Source organism: Pseudoalteromonas sp. 3D05, assembly GCF_002723455.1.
Lineage (GTDB): Bacteria > Pseudomonadota > Gammaproteobacteria > Enterobacterales > Alteromonadaceae > Pseudoalteromonas.
Map to the genome: position 1 here is coordinate 26,721 of NZ_PDUS01000015.1, position 21,673 is coordinate 48,393.

Consider the following 21,673-nt stretch of genomic DNA (forward strand, 5'->3'; position numbering starts at 1 on the left):
TCTAAACTACCTAATTAGTTAAATTCTAGTTCTACATCTTGCGCCGCCATCAGTGAAAGCTTATGAATTAAGTCATCACTAGGCGTAACACACCATTCTGTACCTAAGGTTAACTCGGCCAACGCATCTGGACGTTGATAGAAAACCCTAATAGGACAAGTACCAAACTTATAAGGTTCAAGTACTTTTTGTAAATTATCGAAGAAGTTTGCCTCGATTTGTACCATGTTCAGCGTCATTTTAATCGCTTTTATACGTTTTTCGCGCGCTTGAGCAATGGTACATATGTCTCTGGCGGTCATTGTAATGCCACCGGAGAAGTTATCAAAGCTGACCTGTCCAGATATTACCAAGATATTGTTGATTTGCAGCATATCTTGGTACATTTCAAACTGTTCTGGGAATAAGCGTACATCAATACGGGCACTCTTGTCATCTAAAGTTATAAGCCCCCAGCGATTTCCCTTCTTATTTATGAGTGTTCGCGCTGCAATGACAAGCCCTGCAGCGGTAGATTGCACATCTCGATTAGTTGGCTGCAAGTCCACTAAACGGCCTGTGGTGTAATGTTTAAGCTCTTTACGGTATTGATTGATTGGGTGGCCGGTTAAATAAAGGCCGAGTGTTTCTTTTTCGCCATCTAACCATTGATTATCGGTCAACGGCGTCGCTTTTATAAAGGCTTGTTCAACTTCATCAGGCTCTGTGGCCAGTAAACCAAACAAATCGGTTTGACCAAGAGACTCTGCTTTGTTGTGTTGATCAGCGGCGCGCATAGCATCTTTAAGGCTCGCTAATAAGGTTGCTCGCCCAGGTTGAGTTTTATCTGGGCCAAGTTGATCAAGTGCACCGGCGTAAATCAATTTCTCCGTGACACGTTTATTTAACCGCTTCAAGTCAACTCGAGCGCAAAAATCAAACAAGTCTTTAAACGGGCCGCCTTCACTGCGCGCCTCTAAAATTGCTTCAACAGGTGCTTCACCTACCCCTTTAATGGCGCCGATACCGTATACAATTTCGCCTTGCTGATTTACAGTAAATTTAAACTCACCTGCGTTTACATCCGGCGGTAATAAGGTGAGTTTCATGTTTTCACACTCATCCACCAAAATTACAATTTTATCGGTATTATCCATATCAGCCGACATTACCGCAGCCATGAACTCGGCTGGGTAGTGCGTTTTCATCCACAACGTCTGGTACGAAACTAACGCGTAAGCTGCTGAGTGAGATTTGTTAAAACCATAACCCGCAAACTTCTCTACCAAGTCGAAGATTTTAATTGCAAGTTCGCCGTCAATGCCGTTATTTCTTGCACCATCTTCAAAGGTTGAACGTTGCTTTGCCATTTCTTCGGGCTTTTTCTTACCCATTGCACGGCGCAGCATATCTGCGCCACCGAGCGTATAACCCGCCAACACCTGCGCAATTTGCATTACTTGCTCTTGATACAGGATGATACCGTAAGTAGGCTCAAGAATAGGCTGTAAGCTTTCGTGCTGATATTGTGCGTCGGGGTAAGAGATGTCTTCTCGACCTAATTTACGGTCAATAAAGTTATCTACCATGCCCGATTGCAGTGGCCCTGGTCTAAACAAGGCCACTAAGGCTATCATATCTTCAAAGCAGTCAGGTTTAAGACGTCTGATCAGATCTTTCATGCCTCGTGATTCGAGCTGGAAGACCGCGGTCGTTTCGGCGCGTAATAATAGCTCTATACTCTTTTTATCATCCAGTGGGATTGCGTTGATATCAACAGGCTTCTTGCCTTCACGCTCAAGGCGCTCGTTGGTCATATCAATTGCCCACTGCAAGATTGTCAGCGTTCTTAGACCTAAGAAGTCAAATTTAACTAAGCCGGCTGTTTCTACATCATTTTTATCAAACTGAGTAACCGGAAACTTCCCTTCATCATCACAATAAAGCGCGGCAAAATCGGTGATGGTGGTGGGTGATATAACTACACCACCCGCATGCTTACCGGCATTACGTGTACACCCTTCGAGGATGCGGCACATATCAATTAAGTCTTTGACCTCAGAATCGCCATCGTAAGCCTCTTGCAAACGCGGCTCAACGTCAAACGCTTTTGCTAGGGTCATACCCGGATCGCCCGGTATCAATTTTGAGATACGGTCAACAAAACCATAAGGGTGCCCAAGCACACGACCAACGTCACGAATAACCGCTTTTGCTGCCATCGTACCAAAGGTGATGATCTGCGATACCGCATCCCGTCCATATAGCGCTGATACGTGATCGATTACTTCATCACGTCTATCCATACAGAAATCGACGTCGAAATCCGGCATGGAAATACGCTCAGGGTTTAAGAAGCGTTCGAAAAGTAAATCAAATTCTAATGGGTCAAGATCGGTTATCTTAAGTGCATAAGCCACCAACGAGCCCGCACCAGAACCACGCCCCGGCCCAACTGGAATATTATTATCCTTACTCCATTGGATGAATTCCATTACGATTAAGAAATAACCTGGAAAACCCATTTGGTTGATGACGTCGAGTTCTATTTTTAGTCGCTCATCATATTCGACTCGTTTTTCTTTACGGTCGTTTTCATCTGGGAATAAAAACTGTAAACGTTCTTCAAGGCCATCTTCTGAAACTTTAACTAAGAAGTCTTCAATATTTAATGAGCCAGTTGGGTAATCAGGTAGAAAGTAAGTACCCAGTTGCACCGTTACATTGCAGCGCTTAGCTATTTCGACACTGTTTTGTAGTGCTTCTGGAATATCACTGAACAGCTCAGCCATTTGCTCTGGCGTTTTAAGGTATTGCTCCTCAGAAAAACGTTTGGGGCGACGTTTGTCATCCAGAGTGTAACCATCAAAAATGGCGACGCGGATCTCATGCGCTTCAAAGTTTTCAGGCTTTAGAAAGACCACTTCATTTGTTGCGACCACTGGTAGTTGCTCAACGTCGGCAAGCTCTACCGCTAAGTGCAAGTATTCTTCTTCTTGAGTTCGTAGAGTACGAATAAGCTCGATGTAATAATGGTCGCTAAAATGCTGTTTATAAAAGCTGACCACTGATTCAATAATACCAGCGTTGCCTTTTAACAGTGCTTTACCTAAATCACCGTCTTTAGCGCCAGAGAGTAAAATAAGGCCCTCTTTGTGCTCCACCAGCCACTCTCGTTCAATAACAGGGCGATGAAATAAATGCCCGCGCTGATACGCTTTTGAGATCAATAATGTAATATTTTTATAGCCAATGTTATCTTTAGCCAAAATAACAAGTCTACATGGCCCTTCTGGAAACTCAGGACTGTGGAGCCAAAAATCAGCCCCTACAATTGGCTTTATACCTGCGTTGTGGGCTGTATCGTAAAAACGCACTAAACCACACAAGTTCATTTGATCGGTAATTGCTAAGGCTGGTAATTCTAGCTCTTGTGCTTTGGCAACAATCGGTTTGGTTTTAGCCAAACCATCGACCATCGAAAAGTCAGAGTGAACACGTAAATGTACAAAATCAGGAGCCGCCATTATTGCTCCTGCATTGCTAGTACGCGTTGCACTGGTTTAAAACTTTTACGGTGCTCATCAATTGCACCATATTGCTCAAGTGCTGCAAAATGCGCTTTCGTTGGGTAACCTTTGTGCCCTGCAAAACCGTATTGCGGGTAGCGTTTATCCAGTTCAATCATTTCATCATCACGAGCAACTTTCGCTAAAATAGAAGCTGCTGAAATTTCAGCCACTAAGCTATCGCCTTTTACCACTGCTTGTGCTGGCATTTCTAAAGATGGCAGTCGATTTCCGTCAACAAACACAAACTCTGGTGTAGTCGTTAATCCTTCTACCGCGCGAGTCATGGCAAGCATCGTGGCGTGTAAAATATTTAATTCATCTATTTCTATTGGGCTACAACGGCCAATTGACCAACAAAGTGCTTTTTCTTTGATTTCGAGGGCCAGTGCTTGACGTTTTTTATCAGTTAATTTTTTTGAATCAGCAAGGCCTGCAATCGGCTTTGTTGGGTCAAGTATCACCGCAGCAGTAACTACGTCACCAACAAGTGGGCCACGGCCTACTTCGTCAACACCGGCGATAAAAGTTAGATTTGGTCTTTCAATTTGCATTTAATAACTCCGCTACTGCCGCCGCGGCTTGCTCGCTAGCATTTAAGCGTATTTGTTGGTGAATCGCTAAAAAGCGTGATTTTAACGCACTATTATTACCCTCTAGCATAGGCTTTAGGGCATGTGTTAAGTTTTCAACATTGCAGTCTGCTTGTAAAAACTCAGGCACTAACTCTTCATCTGCTAATAAATTAGGTAATGAGAAATATTTAATATTAAAGGTAAACAAGGTTTTAAATATCCAGTAACTCATCGGTTTAATTTTATAACCCACCACCATAGGTTTTTTATATAACATGCCTTCTAATGTCGCCGTACCAGAGGCGATTAAAATGGCATCTGCTGCTTGCATTGCAATATCAGATTGCCCATCCAGCAATTGTATTTTTAACGACGGTGCTGTGGTGGCTAAAATTTCACTGAACTGAGCTTTTCGCTTGTCATTAACTAACGGCACCACAATTTTTAAATCTGGGTTTTTAGCTTGTAACTCAGCCGCTGTTTGAATGTAGGTCTCACTTAATAAACCGACTTCTGAACCACGACTACCGGGTAACAATGCCAATACTTTGTCATTGTCATTCAAACCCAGTTCTATACGGGCTGCACTGCTATCATGTTCCAAGGCAATATCATCAGCAAGCGTATGACCTACAAATGTGCAAGGTACGTTGTGCTTATCATAGAACGCTTTTTCAAATGGCAAAAGAGCAAGCACCATATTGGTTGCGGCACTAATTTTATGAATACGCTTTTCACGCCACGCCCACACAGACGGGCTAACATACTGTACCGTCTTAATACCCGCATCTTTTAATGGTTTTTCAATACGCAGGTTAAAGTCAGGCGCATCTATGCCAATATAGATGTCAGGAGGGTTATCAAGGAAGTGCTGAATGAGTTGCTTACGAATTTTTAATAACCGAGGTAAACGCCCTAACACTTCAACCAAGCCCATAACGGCAAGATCTTCCATATCAAATAAACTTTTACATCCCTGTGCCTGCATTTTAGGGCCTGCAATGCCTTCAAAAATGGCATTTGGGTAGCGTATTTTTAGTGCTTTTATAAGACCTTCGCCTAATATATCACCGGATAGTTCACCCACTACAATTGCTATGCGTAATGGTTTGCTCTGATTATTCATTGATTCTTTTCGCAATTAACTCTGCATTTAATAGCAGCAGTTTAACGTGTTTTCAATGCAGTATAAATGTTGGGAGGTAATATTAATTTATTCCTTAGCGCATAAACAACAAACTCAACTTTGTAAATAAGGTGCATTGAGGCGCCAAATTGCTGAAAAATCATTGGTTGCATTGGGTCTTAAGTGAAATAAGTCTAGATTTATCCAATATTTTATATTTCTGTCACATTGATTAATGCTCTATACATAAGCTATTTTTTACACTCTTGGGTTGACTAAAATCAATAAAGGCATAGAATTAGCGAAGTTTCAGTAATTTCTGAAAGATAATACAGCCGCGCCGTCAACTTTAAAGGAGCACACTATGATAGATGAAGCGTTTGTCGATCTATCGCGATTGCAATTTGCGATCACTGCACTGTTTCACTTCCTCTTTGTCCCGCTAACATTAGGCATGACATGGATTTTGGTTATTATAGAATCTGTTTATGTTATGACTGGTAGAGAAATCTACCGTGACATGACTAAATTTTGGGGTAAATTATTTGGGATTAACTTTGCGGTTGGTGTGGCTACTGGCTTAACCATGGAGTTCGAGTTTGGAACAAATTGGTCGTACTATTCACACTATGTAGGCGATGTGTTTGGAGCTCCACTGGCGATTGAAGGTTTAATGGCATTCTTTTTAGAGTCCACCTTTGTAGGCATGTTCTTTCTCGGCTGGCAAAGACTAACAAAGCGACAGCATTTAGGTGTTACTTTTTTGATGGCTATTGGCACGAACTTGTCTGCCCTTTGGATTTTGGTAGCCAATGGTTGGATGCAAAATCCAGTTGGTGCTGAGTTTAATTACCAGACAATGCGCATGGAAATGACCAGTTTTGCTGAATTAGTATTTAACCCCGTTGCACAAGTTAAATTTATTCACACCGTGTCGGCAGGTTATGTCGCTGCATCAATGTTCGTCCTTGGTATTAGTAGCTGGTATATCTTAAAAGGTCGCGATTTGGCTTTTGCTAAGCGCTCATTTTCAGTTGCCTCTGGTTTTGGTTTAGCATCAATTTTATGTGTCATCTTACTGGGTGATGAATCTGGCTACGAAGTTGGCGAAGTGCAAAAAGTAAAATTAGCCACTATTGAAGCAGAATGGCATACCGAAGAAGCTCCAGCTGCTTTCACAGCAATTGGTATTCCTGATTCAGATGAACAAGTGACGCATGCTGCCGTTAAAATCCCTTACGCATTAGGCTTAATTGCAACGCGTTCGCTTGATGAGCAAGTAACTGGTATTAGTGATTTAGAGAAAAAACACGAAGTACGTATTAGAAACGGCATGATAGCGTATGAGTACCTTGAAAAGCTCAGAAATGGCGAAGACACCCCTGCAAATATAGCCAAATTTGACACCTTAAAAGATGACCTTGGGTACGGTTTGTTACTTAAACGCTATACACCGAATGTAGTCGATGCAACAGAGGAACAGATACAAAAAGCAGTGAAAGACTCTTTCCCACGGGTTGGCCCTATGTTTTGGTCGTTCCGAATCATGGTCGGCTGCGGCATGATCATGCTTGTGGTATTCGCCCTGTCGTTTTACTACAACGCGCATCGTGTTATTGAACAAAAACGCTGGTTGTTAAAAGCGGCTGTATGGAGTATTCCCCTGCCTTGGATTGCTATAGAGTTTGGTTGGATTGTTGCTGAATATGGTCGCCAACCTTGGGCTATATCAGAAGTGTTACCTACATTTTTAGCCACATCGTCGTTAACTGTCAATGACTTACTTTTCACCATTACTGCGTTTGTTATTTTTTATATTTGCTTAGCCGTCATAGAAGGCTGGTTGATGCTCAAATTTGTAAAACTCGGACCAAGCTCATTGCACACAGGTAAGTATCACTTTGAACTTGAAAAAGCTGATAAACAACTAAACCAAGGAGCACAGTCATGATTTTTGATTACGAAACCTTAAAGTTCCTTTGGTGGCTGTTAATAGGCGTATTACTCATAGGCTTTGCTATTACTGATGGCATGGACATGGGGGTAGCAATTTTGTTACGCCTAGTGGGTAAAACAGATTTAGAGCGCCGTACTGTGATCAATACCATTGGTGCACATTGGGATGGCAATCAAGTGTGGTTTATAACCGCTGGCGGAGCATTATTTGCAGCTTGGCCAATGGTTTACGCCGCTGCGTTCTCTGGCTTCTACTTTGCGATGATGTTGGTGTTGTTTGCGCTGTTTTTACGACCACTTGCCTTTGACTATCGCTCAAAACTCGAATCGGCAAAATGGCGTAATAATTGGGATTGGGCGCTGCTCGTTGGGAGCTTTGTGCCCGCTTTGGTGTTTGGTGTCGCGTTTGGAAATATACTTCAAGGGGTGCCTTTTGATATTGATAATTTATTACGCACGACCTATCAAGGCTCCTTTTTTGCTTTGCTTAACCCATTTGCATTAATCGCTGGTTTGCTAAGCGTCACTATGCTGGTTGGTCATGCTGGCATGTGGTTACAATTGAGAACTGACGCTGAAGTATCAGTTCGATCAGCCCAATACGGTCGCTATGCTTTAATGCTATTTATCGCTCTTTTTGCTATTGCAGGATTCTGGGTGGCAAAAATGGACGGCTATCAAATTATCTCGATGCCAGATACTCAAAGCTATGCGAATCCACTTGGCAAGGTAGTTACAACAGCGCCCGGTGCGTGGCTTGATAATTATAGTAAAATGCCACTCACAATAGCGTTCCCTATATTGGCTTTTGTATCAGCAATCTTTGCCATTATATTATCTAAGCTAAACAAACCTGCATTAGCGTTAGCTACAACCAGCACCATGTTAATAGGGGTTATTATGACTGCAGGCAGTGCGATGTTTCCATTTATTATGCCTTCAAGTAATAATCCAAATATAAGCTTAACAATGTGGGACGCTGTTTCTAGTCATATGACATTAAATGTAATGTTTATTGCTGCTATCATTTTTGTTCCTTTAATTTTATGTTACACAACTTGGTGCTACGTAAAAATGTGGCGTAAAGTCACCCAAACTGAAATTACGAACAACACTCACGGCAGCTATTAAGGAGACTTATTATGTGGTATTTCGCATGGATACTGGGTGTTTTATTAGCTTGTACTTTAGGCGTGATTAATGTCATGTGGTACGAGTTTCAGCAAAATAAAGACAGCATTGCTGATGATGAATTAGAACTACACGAAAGGCTTAAACGCCAAGATGACAACTAAAAAACGGCCCGTTCGCGCGCAGCAAACCAAACTGCGTGCATTCTTAAAACACCACAGTCAAAGTGGTGCACGCTTATTAAAAATGAGCATTGTACTTGGTACACTCAACGCGTTGTTAATGATAGCGTCCTGTTACTTACTGGCAAATGCAGCACATCTTGTCATGTTTGAAAGCAAAAATATCAACGAAGTGAGCTATCTGCTTTGGCCTTTAGCTGGACTCATATTATTACGGGCTTTATTTTTAGCGCTAAGCGAAAGACTTAGCCATTATGCTGCGCAAAAGATTAAATCTTCCATGCGCAAAACATTACTCGCAAAGTTAAACCGCTTAGGGCCTACATACATTGAACAAAAAGGCCAAGGTGCAACGTTAAATACACTGCATGACGGTGTTGAAGCACTGCACCAATATTACGCTAATTATTTGCCCAGTATTGCATACAGCGCACTCATCCCTGTGGCGATTCTTGTAGTGATTTTTCCAACAGATTATAAAGCAGGGTTAATATTTTTGTTCACTGCTCCCTTAATCCCGTTTTTTATGATTTTAGTAGGTCATAAGGCAGAAGAGATAAATCAACAACGTTGGCAGCAACTCTCAATTTTAGGGAATTATTTTTTAGATCGGATCCAAGGGTTGACGCAATTAAAATTGTTCAACGCAACTCGCTCTGAGCTGACTCACATTGCAAGAATTTCTGATGACTTTAGATCCTCAACAATGAGTGTACTTAAAGTCGCATTTTTGTCTGCATTTACGTTAGAGTTTTTTGCCACTATTAGCGTCGCCTTAGTCGCTGTAATCATCGGCTTTAGGTTGTTTTTTGGCACCCTTGATTTTGCTACCGGCTTTGTTGTTTTACTCCTAGCCCCAGAATTTTATTTACCCTTACGCCAAATGGGCAGCCATTATCATGCACGATTAGAAGGCATTAGCGCCGCTGCAGATATGATTGATATCATCAATGCGCAAGAGCAGCTACCGCTACAACAAACTCAAACTGTACCATTACCCATAAAAAATATTAGCGCCAAGCAGTTAAGTTTTTTATACCCTGATAGTAAAGAAGGAATATCCGATATAAATATCAGCCTTCCTGAGCAGGGGTTGTTCGCATTTGTAGGCGACAGTGGCGCAGGTAAAAGTACCTTGTTTGATTGTTTACTTGGCTTTCATCATCAAGCAAATTCACACATTTTCATCAACGGCAATGCCCTTTCTCGCTATGAAAACCAGAGCTGGTTACAAAACATAGCGTGGATACCTCAAAACCCGACCTTATTTTATATGAGTGTTGCTGATAACTTACGTATAGCCAATGCTCAAGCTACACAAACACAACTAGAACGCGCTGCCGCTAAAGCAGGCGCTCTTGAGTTTATTCTCGCATTGCCTCATGGGTTTGATACACTGCTTGGTGAGCAAGGAGAAGGCCTCTCTGGCGGCCAAAAACAACGTATCGCTTTAGCACGTGCTTTTTTAAAAAATGCGCCAATCTTGATGCTAGATGAACCTAGCGCTCACCTTGATAGCCAAACAGAACAATTAATTAATACGGCGATTACTGACTACGCAAAACACCACCTAGTCCTTGTTATAGCTCACAGATTAAATACCGTTAGTAAAGCAGACAAAATTTATGTGATGCAACAAGGAAAAATTATCGAGCAAGGCAGCTATCTACAGCTAAATGAGAAAGAAGGCAGATTCTGGCAACTTGTTAACGCAGGTGTTCAACATGACTAACTTTATTCGTTTATTAAAACTATGTAGACCCCACGCAGGGATGTTACTGCTTGGTGCCCTTTTATCAACCTTGACCGTTTTAGCTAACATTGGTTTGCTTGCAATTTCAGGCTGGTTTTTGGCTGCAATGGCAGCTGCGGGTATTGCATCTGTGCATATGAATTACTTTACGCCTGCCGGTGTCATTCGATTTTTAGCGATTGTAAGAACAGCTTCTCGCTACGGCGAGCGGCTCATCACTCACAATGCGACGTTTTTGCTACTGAGTGAAATTCGAGTACGGGCATTTAAAACATTAAGCCAGTTGAACAACGTAGACTTAGCCATGAGCCGCAGTGCTGATTTAGTCAATCGAATGCAAAATGATGTTGACGCACTAGATGCTTTTTACTTAAATGTTTTATTGCCTCTTGTCGTTGCCGTGTTTGGTATACCTATTATCATGCTATTTATGAGTGCATATAACCCTAATGTAGCCTTGGTATGCTTTACTGCTCTTATGATCGTCGGCGTTATTGTACCTTCGTATTTAGGTGCTAAATTTAGTAAAACAGCCACACACGAGCGAGAACAATCTGCACTTTTAAGAGCACAGTTATCAGAGACCCTAAAAGGCTCGCGAGAATTAATGCTTTATCAAGCCTCAGCTAAATTGCTGGCAACATGCGATGCCTCAAGTGAGTTATATAATCAGCAGTTACATAAACGACACAGTGCAATAGCTAATAGTAATGGACTTACTTTATTAATCACACAGTTGACTATGCTAAGTAGTATTGTGATCTTGATCCCACTTATAAGCAGCAATCAAGTCGCGAATGTCGAATTAGCAATGATGAGCTTATTTGTTTTAGCAAGTTTTGAAACCGTGCTTAATCTTCCTAATGCGTTTATTCAACTTCCCAATACTTTAAGCGCTGCAGCACGTATCTTTGAATTGGAAGACAAATTGACATCACCTCCTTTAACCGCAGCGGTAACTGTTAATAAGCAACCTCTAGGTCTTTCTTTTTCTAATATTGATTATCGCTATAATGACCAAACTCACGCACTGAAAAAAGTTAATTTAACGATTTCAGCGAAGCAAAAAGTCGCATTAGTGGGTCCTAGTGGCAGTGGAAAGACTACACTAATCAATTTATTAACAGGGCTATGGCCAACGCAAAATGGGCAGGTCAAACTGCACACACTTGAAGACTCTATTGATATTGACACTCTATCAATAGATAACCGCTTTGATTTACTGACTATCCTTGCACAACATCACTATATATTTGATGGCTCTTTGGCTGAAAACTTACGCTACGCACAGCCAAATGCCACTGACGATATGCTTATGAAAGTGTGTGAACAAGCACAATTAGGTTCATGGCTATCACAACTGCCTTCTGGCTTAAATACACGCTTAGGGACAGCAGGACGAGCCGTATCACAAGGCCAAGCAAGGCGAATTGCTATTGCACAAGCCTTACTTCGCGATAGCCCTATCATGGTTTTAGATGAACCAACTGAAAGTTTAGATAACCATACTAAACACCAAGTGATCAATACGATAATGGATGTCATGGCAGATAAAACAATTATCACCATTACACATGACCCCGCATTGTTGGATTCAATGGATAAAGTGATATGGCTAGAGGAAGGAGCTATAAGAGCTATTGATAGTCACAGTGCTTTACTTGCAAATGAAGTGGATTACATGTCTTTGGTAACACGATTTTAAGCATAAAAAAACCACCGATTATTACTAAGCGGTGGTTTTTATTAAGCGATGTAATTAACGAATAATTCCACGTTCAGAATTTTTTACAAATTCAACCATTAGCTGAACTGCTGGATACTTAGCGGCATCTTCACTCAATGCGGCGATTGCCTCATCAACACCTAAGCTCTTTCGATAAAGTGTTTTATAAGCACGGCGTGTCGCCATTACTTCATCACTTTCAAAACCACGGCGTTTCATACCTTCGGTATTAATAGCAACGGGACTAGCGGGTGTACCAATCGTCGTTACAAAGGGTGGCACGTCTTTGTTTACACCAGAGTACATCCCCACAAAAGCATGTGCTCCGATTTTACAAAATTGGTGAATCCCCGAATTACCAGCAAGGATAACCCAATCACCAACATGAACATGGCCAGCAACTGAAGCATTGTTTGCAAAAATAACGTTATCCCCAATTACCGCATCATGTGCAACATGGGTATACGCCATAAATAAGTTATTACTACCAATTTTGGTAACACCTTGGTCTTGAATTGTACCACGATGAATTGTCGCACATTCACGAATAACATTATTATCACCGATAATAAGCGTTGTTGGCTCGTTGTTATATTTTTTGTCTTGGCAGGCTTCGCCTACTGACGCAAATTGAAAAATATGATTGCCAGAGCCAATAGTAGAAGGCCCTTTCACAACAACATGAGATTCAATAATACAATCATCACCTATCACCACATCGTTGCCAATGTAGCTATAAGGACCAACTGATACATTATTACCTAATTTCGCACCTGATTCGATTATCGCTGTAGGATGGATCACAATTAAAGCTCTCTTCTCGCACACATGATTTCAGCAGTACACACTACCTTACCATCAACTTTCGCTTCTGCTGCAAATTTCCATATATTGCGGCGCTCTTTTAAAAACTGTACATGCAAATGCATAGTATCGCCAGGAACAACCGGTTGTTTAAATCGCGCATTGTCGATTGCAGCAAATAAGTAAAGCTCATTTTCACTGCGATTTTCAACCGTTTTAAACCCAAGCAGGCCTGTGGCTTGTGCCATCGCCTCTAAAATAAGAACACCCGGGAAAATTGGCTGATTTGGAAAATGACCAGTAAAAATAGGTTCATTCACGCTAACGTTTTTAATGGCGTGAAGTGACTCGCCTGGCGTGTGGTCAAGCACTCTGTCCACTAATAACATAGGGTAACGGTGCGGCAGTAAGCTCAATATTTCTTGTATATCCAAGCTATTTAATTCGTTTGCCAAAATAGCATCCTTATTGATTATCAACATTTAATGACTGAGTCAAAGTCTCTAGTGCTTTAAGACGGTCTTTCATCTCTGGTAAATTACGCAAATGAGCGATATTACGACGCCACTCTTTATTTGTAGAGTGCGGCATACCAGAAGAGTAGATACCAGGCTCTTTAATTGACTTAGTTACCATACTCATGCCGGTAAGTATAACACCATCACATATATCAATGTGACCATTTATACCTACAAGCCCAGCAAATTGGCAATTTTTACCTACTGTAGTACTACCAGCGATTACTGTGCAACCTGCAATAGCAGTACCCGACCCAATCTCTACGTTGTGTGCTAAATGGACCTGATTGTCGATAATCACATTATTAGAGATTATTGTATTATCAATTGCACCGCGATCAATCGTTGCCCCTGCACCAATTTCAACGTTATCACCAATAATGACAGCACCGATTTGCGGTATTTTTATCCACTGGCCTTTATCATTAGCGTAACCAAAACCATCGCTACCTATGATTGAGTTTGCTTGAAATAGACAGTTTTCGCCAATTTCAACATCATGATAAATAGATACATTCGACCACAGTTTGGTGTTACTGCCTATTTTAGCCATCGCACCGATAAAACAATTAGCACCTATTTGCACATTGTCAGCAATCTGTGCTCCTGCTTCAATCACAACATTGGCGCCAATAGAAGCCGAACTAGCAACCTGTGCGTCCGGATGAACAACTGCACTGGAGTGAATGCCTTTTACTGCTGATGTAGGCGTTGTATCCATTATCTGAGCAAGCTGTGCATAGCTGTTATAAGGATTAGCAGCAATAAGCTTATTACCCTGAAAATAAGGAGCATCTGCTGCAGATAATATCACTGCACTGGCACGTGTATTGTCCAATTGTGGGCGATATTTCTTATTCGCTAAAAATGCAATATGCCCAGACTGGGCATTTGCAAGTGTCGCTATTTTTGAGATTTCTAAAGCGCCGTCCCCATCGAGTTCAGCGCCAAGAAGTTCCGCAATCTGCGAAAGCGTATAATTTTGCATATTTCTTCTATTGTTTACTTACTTTTTCAACAACTTTTTCTGATAAATCAGAAACTGTCTTTGGGTTAAAGTAAACAGTAGTGTCTTTTACTTTAACTTCATCATACTTGCCATCTTTAGCAACTGTTTGGATTGCATCAATAATAAGCTTTTGTACTTTAGCTAATTCTTGATTTTGACGCATTTTAATTTCTTGCTCTAAAGGACGACCTTTTTCTGCAAGATTTTTTTGCATACCTTCAACTTTTTCGCGTAGTGCATCTTTTTGCGCTTGGCTCATTGTTGTGCTTTCACGTTTAAATTTTTCAGCTTCAAAACGGATATCGCCTTGAAGTTTCTCAATTTCTTGGCGACGTTCAGCAAATTCAGCTTGTAAAGTTTGCTCTACTTTAGCCATTTGAGGAATTTGCTTGTAGATTTCTTGCATATCTACAATGCCTACTTTATGAGCAAATGCGCTCGCTGAAGTACCCATCATAAGTGTGGCTAATAAGGCAATTGCCGATGATTTAAATGATTTCTTCACAAAAAACTCCTTTAGAATGTATTACTAATATTAAAACTGATGGTCTTCGTATCGTCATCTTCTTCTTGTTGCAATGGATACGCAAAACTAATCAGCATTGGGCCCATAGGTGAAACCCACTGTAATGATAAACCTGTTGATACTCTAAAACGTGCTGGATCTGAGTAGTCCTCTAATTTAGCACGCTCATCCGGCCCTAAATTCTGATAACGATCAACGCTAAACTCTGTATCCCACACGTTCGCAGCATCAACAAAGAAACTAGTACGCACAGAACTCGTGTTCTCTTCATCTAAGAATGGCGTCGGTACAATTAACTCCATACCCGCAACCGCTTTCGCATTACCACCAATTCGACCTTGTGTATTTAGTACGTCAAACTCTGATGCGCCGCCTATACTGCCAGTCGGTGTACCATCTGGCAATGGGGTGCCCGGAATTAATTTTGGCGTTCTAGATACTGCACGCGGTAGAATTGTATTACGGTCAAAGCCACGTAATTCCATTTCTGTAATACGGAAGTACTCTTGGAATGGTAACGTTTGGTCGTAACCATTGGTTTCACCATAACCATTTCCGTAGCCAAGTGCTGCACGCGTTGAGAATACCCAACGATGATCATCACTGATCGGCCAATAAAAACGCGAATCATAATTTAGCTTAAAGTAAGTTAAATCAGAATTCGGCGTTGTGCCTGTTAGATTAAGTGTTTGACGTGAACCAGCAGTTGGAAATAAACCGCGGTTTACTGTTATACGAGACCACCCAACACTCAACTCATACTTGGTAAAGTCAAAGCCAGCATCTGGGTTCTCTGGGTCCAAGAAGGTCTCACGCAGTACACGTGTTTGCTCATACTCAGCAATTTCAGAAAGCTCTTCTTGAATCCATTTAATACCAAAGTTTACACGGTTAACCGCATCAATTGGAAAACCTATATTGGTACCAATACCGTAGCTCTTCGATTTATAATCGATAAGGCTAAACTTACTTGCATCATAATTACTGTAAAATATGCTGCTACCTTGTGATACACCATCCGGCGTAAAATAAGGGTCTGTGTAAGATAGGCTTACGCGCTCAGAACCACGTGACGTATTAATATTAAAACCAATTTGGTTACCCGTTCCTAAGAAGTTTGACTCAGTTACACCAATATTAAACTGTAAACCTAGGTATGAACCATACGCAAGACCCGCATTGAAACTACCTGCTGATTGCTCTTTGACATTAAAGTCAACATCAACTTGGTCATCAACACCAGGCACAGGCACGACGTTAAAATCAACAGTTTCCATATAAGGTAAACGTTGAATTTGTAATTTTGAACGCTCTAAGTTTTGGTTTGAAAGCCACGCGCCTTCTAACTGCGTCATTTCACGGCGAAGCACTTCATCTGAGGTATTTTGGTTACCACCAACAATGATACGACGCACATAAACTCGCTTACCTGGTTTGACCGATAATGTTAATTGTACTTCTTTGTTCTCATCATCAATTTCAGGAATGGTGCGTACTTCGGCATTCGCATAACCAAAGCGCGCTAAGTAGCTTTTAATAAACTCTTCAGATGATGTTACCACTGAGCCATTGTAAAGCTCGCCGGCACGCAGTGGAATAACGCTCTTAATTAATTCTTCACGCCCAAGTAAGTCACCGATGAAATCAAAGCCTTTAACTTTGTATTTCACGCCTTCTGTAATGTTAGCCGTAACATAAACAGATTCACGCTCTGGACTTACAGATACTTGAGTTGAATCGATATTAAAACGAAGATAGCCGCGGTCTAAGTAATAGCTGCGAATATTTTCAAGGTCGCCTTCGATGGTTTGCTTTTGGTAGCGATCGCTTCCCATAAACTCCCACCAAGCTAAATCTTGCTGTGATTCAGCGAGTGCTAATAGCTCTTCGTCAGGGAAAAGCTCATTACCCACAAGGTTAATTTGGCGGATTGAGGCAGCATCACCTTCGTCAAATTCTAATTTCAATTTAACGCGGTTTCGTGGCAACTTTGTGATACTAATATCGATTTTTGCATTGTACTTACCAATACTATGAAAAAACTCAATTAATCCTTTTTCAATATTATCAACCACTGTTTTATCTAGCGGTTCACCTTGACGAATATCTTGCTGCTCAAGAGACTGAGTTAACTGCTCGTCTTTAATATCTTTATTGCCATCAAATTCTATAAAACTGATCGTTGGGCGCTCTGTTACTTTAAAAATAACATTGTTGCCATCACGTAATGCTTTTATGTTGTCAAAGTGACCTGAGCTATACAATGACTTAATTGTTTTTGAAATTGTATAGTCATCTACACTGTCACCGACATTGATTGGAATATGCGTTAAGGCAGCACCGAGTGCTACACGCTGTAAACCTTCAACTTTTAAATCGTCAACAATAAAGGAGTTTTGGCCAAGGGCTGCAAAGCTTGCCCCTAATAAACTTGTTACTGCCAAATGTTTTTTTATAGCCATTTTATTATCTTTATCCTTTACAACTGTATTACCGCTCAACACCACATTAAAGCAATGTTTTACAATCGTGTTTTTTAATTCGAGACTGTCGCCATTCTATAATCGCGATACATCATTGAACAAAGCGAAACATGTTAGAAAAATTAGGAGCAAGGCTCCCACTTTAAAACCAAATTCTTGTGTCTTTTCAGAGACTGGCTTTTTACGGAAAAGTTCAATTATGTAATACATTAAGTGCCCACCATCAAGTACTGGTAAGGGTAATAAATTAAATACACCCAAGTTAACACTTATTAATGCTAAAAAGCTTAAAAAGGCAACAAAACCATAACTTACGCTGGTTCCTGCACCTACAGCTATCCCTACAGGACCACTTAAATTTTTAACGGATACTTGACCTGTAATTAAATTACCGATCATATCAAAACTTAAACTTATTAAACGCCACGTTTCCTTTACGCCGAGCACAATACTATCCAGTGGACCATAATGTCTAGTCTCGATGTAACCTTCTGGCCACTGTTCTACAACTGGCGCAACACCTAAAAACCCTTGTTGTACGCCATTGCCGACCGTTCTACCTTGCGGAGTAACCGTTAGCAACACCATACTATCTTGTCTTTTTACACTAAATTGTAATGATTTGTTAGCTGATTGCTGAATAAGATTAACTAATTGCTGCCAACTGGTTATTGTTTCGCCATCTACCATCACAATTTCATCGCCAACTCTTAAGTTACCCATAGAAGCAGCTGAGTTTTTGGTAATTGCTGCAACTTCTAACGTTGCATCAGGCCGAAACGGAACGATCCCTAGTGACGCTAATGGAGGCACATCTTGTTGGTCTAACTTCCAACCATCAATATTAATCGTTTTAACTTGCTCTTGGTAATCATTAGAGCGAACAGTCACATCAACACGTTCATCACCAAGACTTGCCATTAACGCAAATGTCGCATCTTGCCAGGTGGCAATATCATCATTACCAATTTTAATAATTTGTTGATTAGGCGCGATACCTGCAAGTTCGGCTCTGCTGCCCTCTTGTACCACACCAACAACCGGCTTTATTGACTGCACACCCACTAAATACATTACTGCTAAAGCGAATATGGCGAAAATAAAATTAGCCATTGGTCCCGCCGCAACAATCGCAATACGAGCCTGAACTGACTTGGCATTAAATGAAAGGTGACGTTCAGCTTCAGGCACATCATCAACACGCTCATCAAGCATTTTGACATAACCACCTAAAGGAATGGCTGCTATCACATACTCAGTACCCAATTTATCGTGCCACTTTAATAACGGTTTACCAAAACCGATTGAAAAGCGCAGGACTTTAACCCCCGCTTTACGTGCAACCCAAAAGTGGCCGTATTCGTGAACGGTAACTAAAATACCCAGTGCTAGAATAAATGAACCTAAATTCCAAAAGAAATCGAACATATCAACATTGTACCTTGCGTATTTGTTGTACTGCTTGCTCTCGGGCTAATTTATCACACGCTAAAATTTCATCTAGGGTATGAACGTTTACATCCGCAGTTGCATCTAATGTTTGCGCATTAACTCGATAAATATCCGTGAACTTAATTTTACCTTTTAAGAAAGCAGCCACGGCCACTTCATTGGCGGCATTAACTGTTGTGGTAGCACCTTGCCCAGCCTCACACGCAGTGATGGCTAGTTTTAAGTTTGGATAGCGAGCAAAATCAGGTTTAGTAAACGTAAAATCAGCTATGTCTGAAAAATCGAGCGGCTTTACACCTGCATCTATGCGTTGTGGGTAAGCAAGTGCGTGAGCAATAGGCGTGCGCATATCAGGATTCCCCATTTGCGCAAGCACAGAACCATCTTGGTACTGCACCATTGAATGAATAATACTTTGTGGGTGAATAACCACTTCAATATCATTAGCGGCGCAGTTAAATAACCATTTTGCTTCAATAAACTCTAAGCCTTTATTCATCATGGTGGCTGAATCTACTGATATTTTTTGTCCCATTGACCAATTTGGATGTGCGACTGCCTCAGCAACCGTTACCGCAGATAGTGTATTGATATCACGCGTTAAAAAAGGACCACCAGAACCTGTCAATAAAATTTTACTGACGCCATGCTCTGCAAGTTTTGCATTGGTTTTTGAACCTTGCAATGCTCCAGGTAAGCACTGAAAAATAGCATTATGCTCACTATCTATTGGTAAAAGTGTGGCTTTGTGCTGTTTTACTTTATCAATAAACAACTGCCCTGACATCACTAACGATTCTTTATTTGCCAGTAATACTTTTTTACCTGCCTCGACAGCGCTTAATGTGGGGATAAGCCCTGCGGCGCCTACAATAGCTGACATCACAGCATCAACACTAGGGTGAGCAGCCAGCTCACTCATTGACTCTGTACCGCTTCTAACGATTGTTTTACACGCAGTACCTGACAGATGCTGTTTTAATTGCTCAGCGGCATTGTCAGAAGCCATAACAGCAAAAAAAGGATGATGCTCAAGGCACAGCTGGGCCATAGATTTAGCATTCTCACCGGCAGTTAGAGCAAACACCTCAAACTGGCTGGGATTTCTAGCAATAACATCTAATGTGCTAGTACCAATTGAACCTGTCGCACCAAGAATAACTAGTTGTTGTTTACAACTCATAGACTGAGTGTCCATGCATAACATAAAACAAAAATAGGCGCTGCAGCGGTTAAACTATCTAGTCTGTCTAATATGCCACCATGCCCCGGTAAACATGAACCGCTGTCTTTTAGGCCCGCTTCACGTTTAAACATACTTTCTAACAGATCACCAATGGCAGAAAACAAAGCAATAAAAATAGTCATTACACCATAGATTGGCCAAACAGCCATATCAACATCACTAAAGTGGCAAAACGCTAAAACAAAGATCACAGCTGCAACAACACCACCGGCCAAACCTTCAATGGTTTTATTTGGGCTTACCTTGGGCATTAATTTGTGTTTACCAAAGTTTTTACCAGTAAAGTAAGCACCAATGTCGGCACTCCAAACTATACCAAGGACGACAAGGATCAACATTGAACCAAAATGGGTGGACTCTAAATAATTAGCACTGCGCAGAGTATTAAGCGCAAGCCATAGCGGCACTAACGTTAAAATACCTGCAATGGCACGCATCACAAGCCCTTCATTCCACGCTTTTGCCATTGATGGGTAACGCCAAACTAGGTAAGTTGCAACAATCCACCAAGAGAATGATAAGGTGAAAATATAGTTTGCATCCCCGACCAATTTCCCGTCAACCCACAGCGACTCAATCGGCCAATGCCAATTTAACAGCGCCAGTAAAATCGCAATAAAGATAACAAACGCAAAACGCTTCAATTTATCACATAAGCCCATAAAGGCAGACCATTCCCAAGCACCCATTAAAACAATGGCACCGGCAATGTAACTAAATAAAGTTAGTGGTGTATAAAAAACTAATAACAGCGCCAAAGGCGCTAACACTAAAGAGGTTAAAATTCGTTGTTTTAGCAAAGTGTTACCCTTTTAATTAGGTTTCGGCGAGTAATTGTTTTATTTGTTCGCCGGTACAACCAAATCGTCGCTCTCTGGCAACGTAGCAGGCGATAGCGTCAGCAAAAGCAGCTTCATTGAAGTCTGGCCAAAGCGTATCGGTAAAATAAAGCTCAGCATAAGCTGCTTGCCATAATAAAAAGTTACTAATGCGCAAGTCTCCTCCCGTTCGAATCAGCAAATCAGGTTCTGCCTGATCCTGCATACTCATTTGTGAGGCAATATCTTGCTCAGTGATATCATTGGGGTCTAATTCCCCAGCAGCTATTCGTTTACCAATTTGTTTAGCTGCATTTGTAATGTCCCAACGGCCACCATAATTAGCGGCGACGTTTAATTTCAGTCCTGTATTATCAGCAGTTAACGCATGTGCTGCATCCACTTTACTACGCAAAGTGTCAGAAAAGCGTGATAAGTCACCAATAATAGTTAATTTTACATTGTTTTTGTGAAGTTTTTTTACTTCCTTGCTCAGCACGAATAAGAATAACTCCATTAACGTGCTCACTTCATCTTCAGGACGTTGCCAGTTTTCACTACTAAAAGCGAACAAAGTCAATGACTCTACTCCCAATTTAGTACAAAACTGTACCGATTGACGAACAGCGTCCACCCCTTTTTTATGCCCGTAAACACGTGGCCTATTTTTAGCCTGTGCCCAACGACCATTGCCATCCATGATTATAGCGACATGCTTGGGTAAACATTGCTGGGAAATTTTATCAGCGTTAAGAACCATAAATATCGAGTATTCCATAAAAAAACGCCGCCTAGTATACCCCAGACGGCGTTTCAAAAC

At 41.3% G+C, this 21,673-nt stretch carries 17 protein-coding genes; 5 read left to right on the forward strand and 12 right to left on the reverse strand.

What is annotated here, in order from left to right:
* Positions 1 to 14: 14 nt before the first annotated feature.
* The 3 genes from dnaE to lpxB are packed head-to-tail and all read right to left on the reverse strand — an operon-like array spanning position 15 to position 5,249.
* Complete coding sequence (gene dnaE, locus CSC79_RS14570) at positions 15 to 3,506, reverse strand: DNA polymerase III subunit alpha (protein ID WP_099296486.1); 3,492 nt, start codon at positions 3,504 to 3,506, stop codon at positions 15 to 17.
* A complete protein-coding gene (gene rnhB / locus CSC79_RS14575) occupies positions 3,506 to 4,102 on the reverse strand; it encodes a ribonuclease HII (protein WP_099296487.1) in 597 nt (198 codons plus the stop codon). Before rnhB ends, dnaE begins: the two co-directional genes overlap by 1 nt.
* Complete coding sequence (lpxB, locus tag CSC79_RS14580; protein WP_099296488.1) at positions 4,092 to 5,249, reverse strand: lipid-A-disaccharide synthase; 1,158 nt, start codon at positions 5,247 to 5,249, stop codon at positions 4,092 to 4,094. The genes rnhB and lpxB overlap by 11 nt, the downstream gene beginning before the upstream one ends.
* A 364-nt stretch (positions 5,250 to 5,613) precedes the next feature.
* Between lpxB and CSC79_RS14585 the strand changes: the two genes are divergently transcribed.
* From CSC79_RS14585 to cydC, 5 genes are read left to right on the forward strand one after another with little or no spacing between them, the layout of a single operon-like run.
* Positions 5,614 to 7,200 (forward strand): cytochrome ubiquinol oxidase subunit I, encoded by a 1,587-nt coding sequence (locus CSC79_RS14585; RefSeq protein WP_099296489.1) that lies wholly within the window; start codon positions 5,614 to 5,616, stop codon positions 7,198 to 7,200.
* Positions 7,197 to 8,336 carry a cytochrome d ubiquinol oxidase subunit II gene (gene cydB, locus CSC79_RS14590; RefSeq protein ID WP_099296490.1) on the forward strand — a complete coding sequence of 380 codons (1,140 nt, stop codon included), beginning with the start codon at positions 7,197 to 7,199 and terminating at the stop codon, positions 8,334 to 8,336. The genes CSC79_RS14585 and cydB overlap by 4 nt, the downstream gene beginning before the upstream one ends.
* 11 nt (positions 8,337 to 8,347) lie before the next feature.
* Positions 8,348 to 8,500, forward strand: coding sequence for a cytochrome bd-I oxidase subunit CydX (gene cydX, locus CSC79_RS14595; protein WP_099296491.1), 153 nt, complete (start codon positions 8,348 to 8,350; stop codon positions 8,498 to 8,500).
* Positions 8,490 to 10,250 carry a thiol reductant ABC exporter subunit CydD gene (gene cydD / locus CSC79_RS14600; RefSeq protein WP_099296492.1) on the forward strand — a complete coding sequence of 587 codons (1,761 nt, stop codon included), beginning with the start codon at positions 8,490 to 8,492 and terminating at the stop codon, positions 10,248 to 10,250. The genes cydX and cydD overlap by 11 nt, the downstream gene beginning before the upstream one ends.
* Positions 10,243 to 11,976: a thiol reductant ABC exporter subunit CydC gene (gene cydC / locus CSC79_RS14605; RefSeq protein ID WP_099296493.1), complete on the forward strand. Its 1,734-nt coding sequence runs from the start codon at positions 10,243 to 10,245 to the stop codon at positions 11,974 to 11,976. Before cydD ends, cydC begins: the two co-directional genes overlap by 8 nt.
* A 54-nt stretch (positions 11,977 to 12,030) precedes the next feature.
* On the opposite strand, the gene lpxA is transcribed toward cydC, so the two are convergent.
* The 9 genes from lpxA to CSC79_RS14650 all read right to left on the reverse strand — a co-directional run bounded on the left by lpxA (position 12,031) and on the right by CSC79_RS14650 (position 21,631).
* Positions 12,031 to 12,801, reverse strand: a complete 771-nt coding sequence (lpxA, locus tag CSC79_RS14610) for an acyl-ACP--UDP-N-acetylglucosamine O-acyltransferase (protein WP_099296494.1) — start codon at positions 12,799 to 12,801, stop codon at positions 12,031 to 12,033.
* A 2-nt stretch (positions 12,802 to 12,803) separates the two neighbouring features.
* Positions 12,804 to 13,256, reverse strand: coding sequence for a 3-hydroxyacyl-ACP dehydratase FabZ (gene fabZ / locus CSC79_RS14615; protein ID WP_058561338.1), 453 nt, complete (start codon positions 13,254 to 13,256; stop codon positions 12,804 to 12,806).
* A gap of 10 nt (positions 13,257 to 13,266) precedes the next feature.
* On the reverse strand, positions 13,267 to 14,307 hold the full coding sequence (gene lpxD / locus CSC79_RS14620; RefSeq protein ID WP_099296495.1) for a UDP-3-O-(3-hydroxymyristoyl)glucosamine N-acyltransferase: 1,041 nt from the start codon (positions 14,305 to 14,307) through the stop codon (positions 13,267 to 13,269).
* Positions 14,308 to 14,314: 7 nt separating this feature from the next.
* Positions 14,315 to 14,833, reverse strand: a complete 519-nt coding sequence (locus tag CSC79_RS14625) for an OmpH family outer membrane protein (RefSeq protein ID WP_058561304.1) — start codon at positions 14,831 to 14,833, stop codon at positions 14,315 to 14,317.
* Positions 14,834 to 14,844: 11 nt separating this feature from the next.
* Positions 14,845 to 17,316 carry an outer membrane protein assembly factor BamA gene (gene bamA / locus CSC79_RS14630; RefSeq protein ID WP_099296496.1) on the reverse strand — a complete coding sequence of 824 codons (2,472 nt, stop codon included), beginning with the start codon at positions 17,314 to 17,316 and terminating at the stop codon, positions 14,845 to 14,847.
* A gap of 96 nt (positions 17,317 to 17,412) precedes the next feature.
* Positions 17,413 to 18,765, reverse strand: a complete 1,353-nt coding sequence (gene rseP, locus CSC79_RS14635; RefSeq protein ID WP_099296497.1) for a sigma E protease regulator RseP — start codon at positions 18,763 to 18,765, stop codon at positions 17,413 to 17,415.
* 1 nt (position 18,766) lies between these two features.
* On the reverse strand, positions 18,767 to 19,972 hold the full coding sequence (ispC, locus tag CSC79_RS14640) for a 1-deoxy-D-xylulose-5-phosphate reductoisomerase (protein WP_099296498.1): 1,206 nt from the start codon (positions 19,970 to 19,972) through the stop codon (positions 18,767 to 18,769).
* Positions 19,969 to 20,835: a phosphatidate cytidylyltransferase gene (locus tag CSC79_RS14645; RefSeq protein ID WP_099296499.1), complete on the reverse strand. Its 867-nt coding sequence runs from the start codon at positions 20,833 to 20,835 to the stop codon at positions 19,969 to 19,971. Before CSC79_RS14645 ends, ispC begins: the two co-directional genes overlap by 4 nt.
* Positions 20,836 to 20,851: 16 nt before the next feature.
* On the reverse strand, positions 20,852 to 21,631 hold the full coding sequence (locus CSC79_RS14650; RefSeq protein WP_099296500.1) for an isoprenyl transferase: 780 nt from the start codon (positions 21,629 to 21,631) through the stop codon (positions 20,852 to 20,854).
* Positions 21,632 to 21,673 lie beyond the last annotated feature (42 nt).

Bases quoted from the DNA above. Each gene is read 5' to 3' on its own strand.
- dnaE (WP_099296486.1), bottom strand. From the start codon at position 3,506: ATGGCGGCTCCTGATTTTGTACATTTACGTGTTCACTCTGACTTTTCG.
- rnhB (WP_099296487.1), bottom strand. From the start codon at position 4,102: ATGCAAATTGAAAGACCAAATCTAACTTTTATCGCCGGTGTTGACGAA.
- lpxB (WP_099296488.1), bottom strand. From the start codon at position 5,249: ATGAATAATCAGAGCAAACCATTACGCATAGCAATTGTAGTGGGTGAA.
- CSC79_RS14585 (WP_099296489.1), top strand. From the start codon at position 5,614: ATGATAGATGAAGCGTTTGTCGATCTATCGCGATTGCAATTTGCGATC.
- cydB (WP_099296490.1), top strand. From the start codon at position 7,197: ATGATTTTTGATTACGAAACCTTAAAGTTCCTTTGGTGGCTGTTAATA.
- cydX (WP_099296491.1), top strand. From the start codon at position 8,348: ATGTGGTATTTCGCATGGATACTGGGTGTTTTATTAGCTTGTACTTTA.
- cydD (WP_099296492.1), top strand. From the start codon at position 8,490: ATGACAACTAAAAAACGGCCCGTTCGCGCGCAGCAAACCAAACTGCGT.
- cydC (WP_099296493.1), top strand. From the start codon at position 10,243: ATGACTAACTTTATTCGTTTATTAAAACTATGTAGACCCCACGCAGGG.
- lpxD (WP_099296495.1), bottom strand. From the start codon at position 14,307: ATGCAAAATTATACGCTTTCGCAGATTGCGGAACTTCTTGGCGCTGAA.
- bamA (WP_099296496.1), bottom strand. From the start codon at position 17,316: ATGGCTATAAAAAAACATTTGGCAGTAACAAGTTTATTAGGGGCAAGC.
- rseP (WP_099296497.1), bottom strand. From the start codon at position 18,765: ATGTTCGATTTCTTTTGGAATTTAGGTTCATTTATTCTAGCACTGGGT.
- ispC (WP_099296498.1), bottom strand. From the start codon at position 19,972: ATGAGTTGTAAACAACAACTAGTTATTCTTGGTGCGACAGGTTCAATT.
- CSC79_RS14650 (WP_099296500.1), bottom strand. From the start codon at position 21,631: ATGGAATACTCGATATTTATGGTTCTTAACGCTGATAAAATTTCCCAG.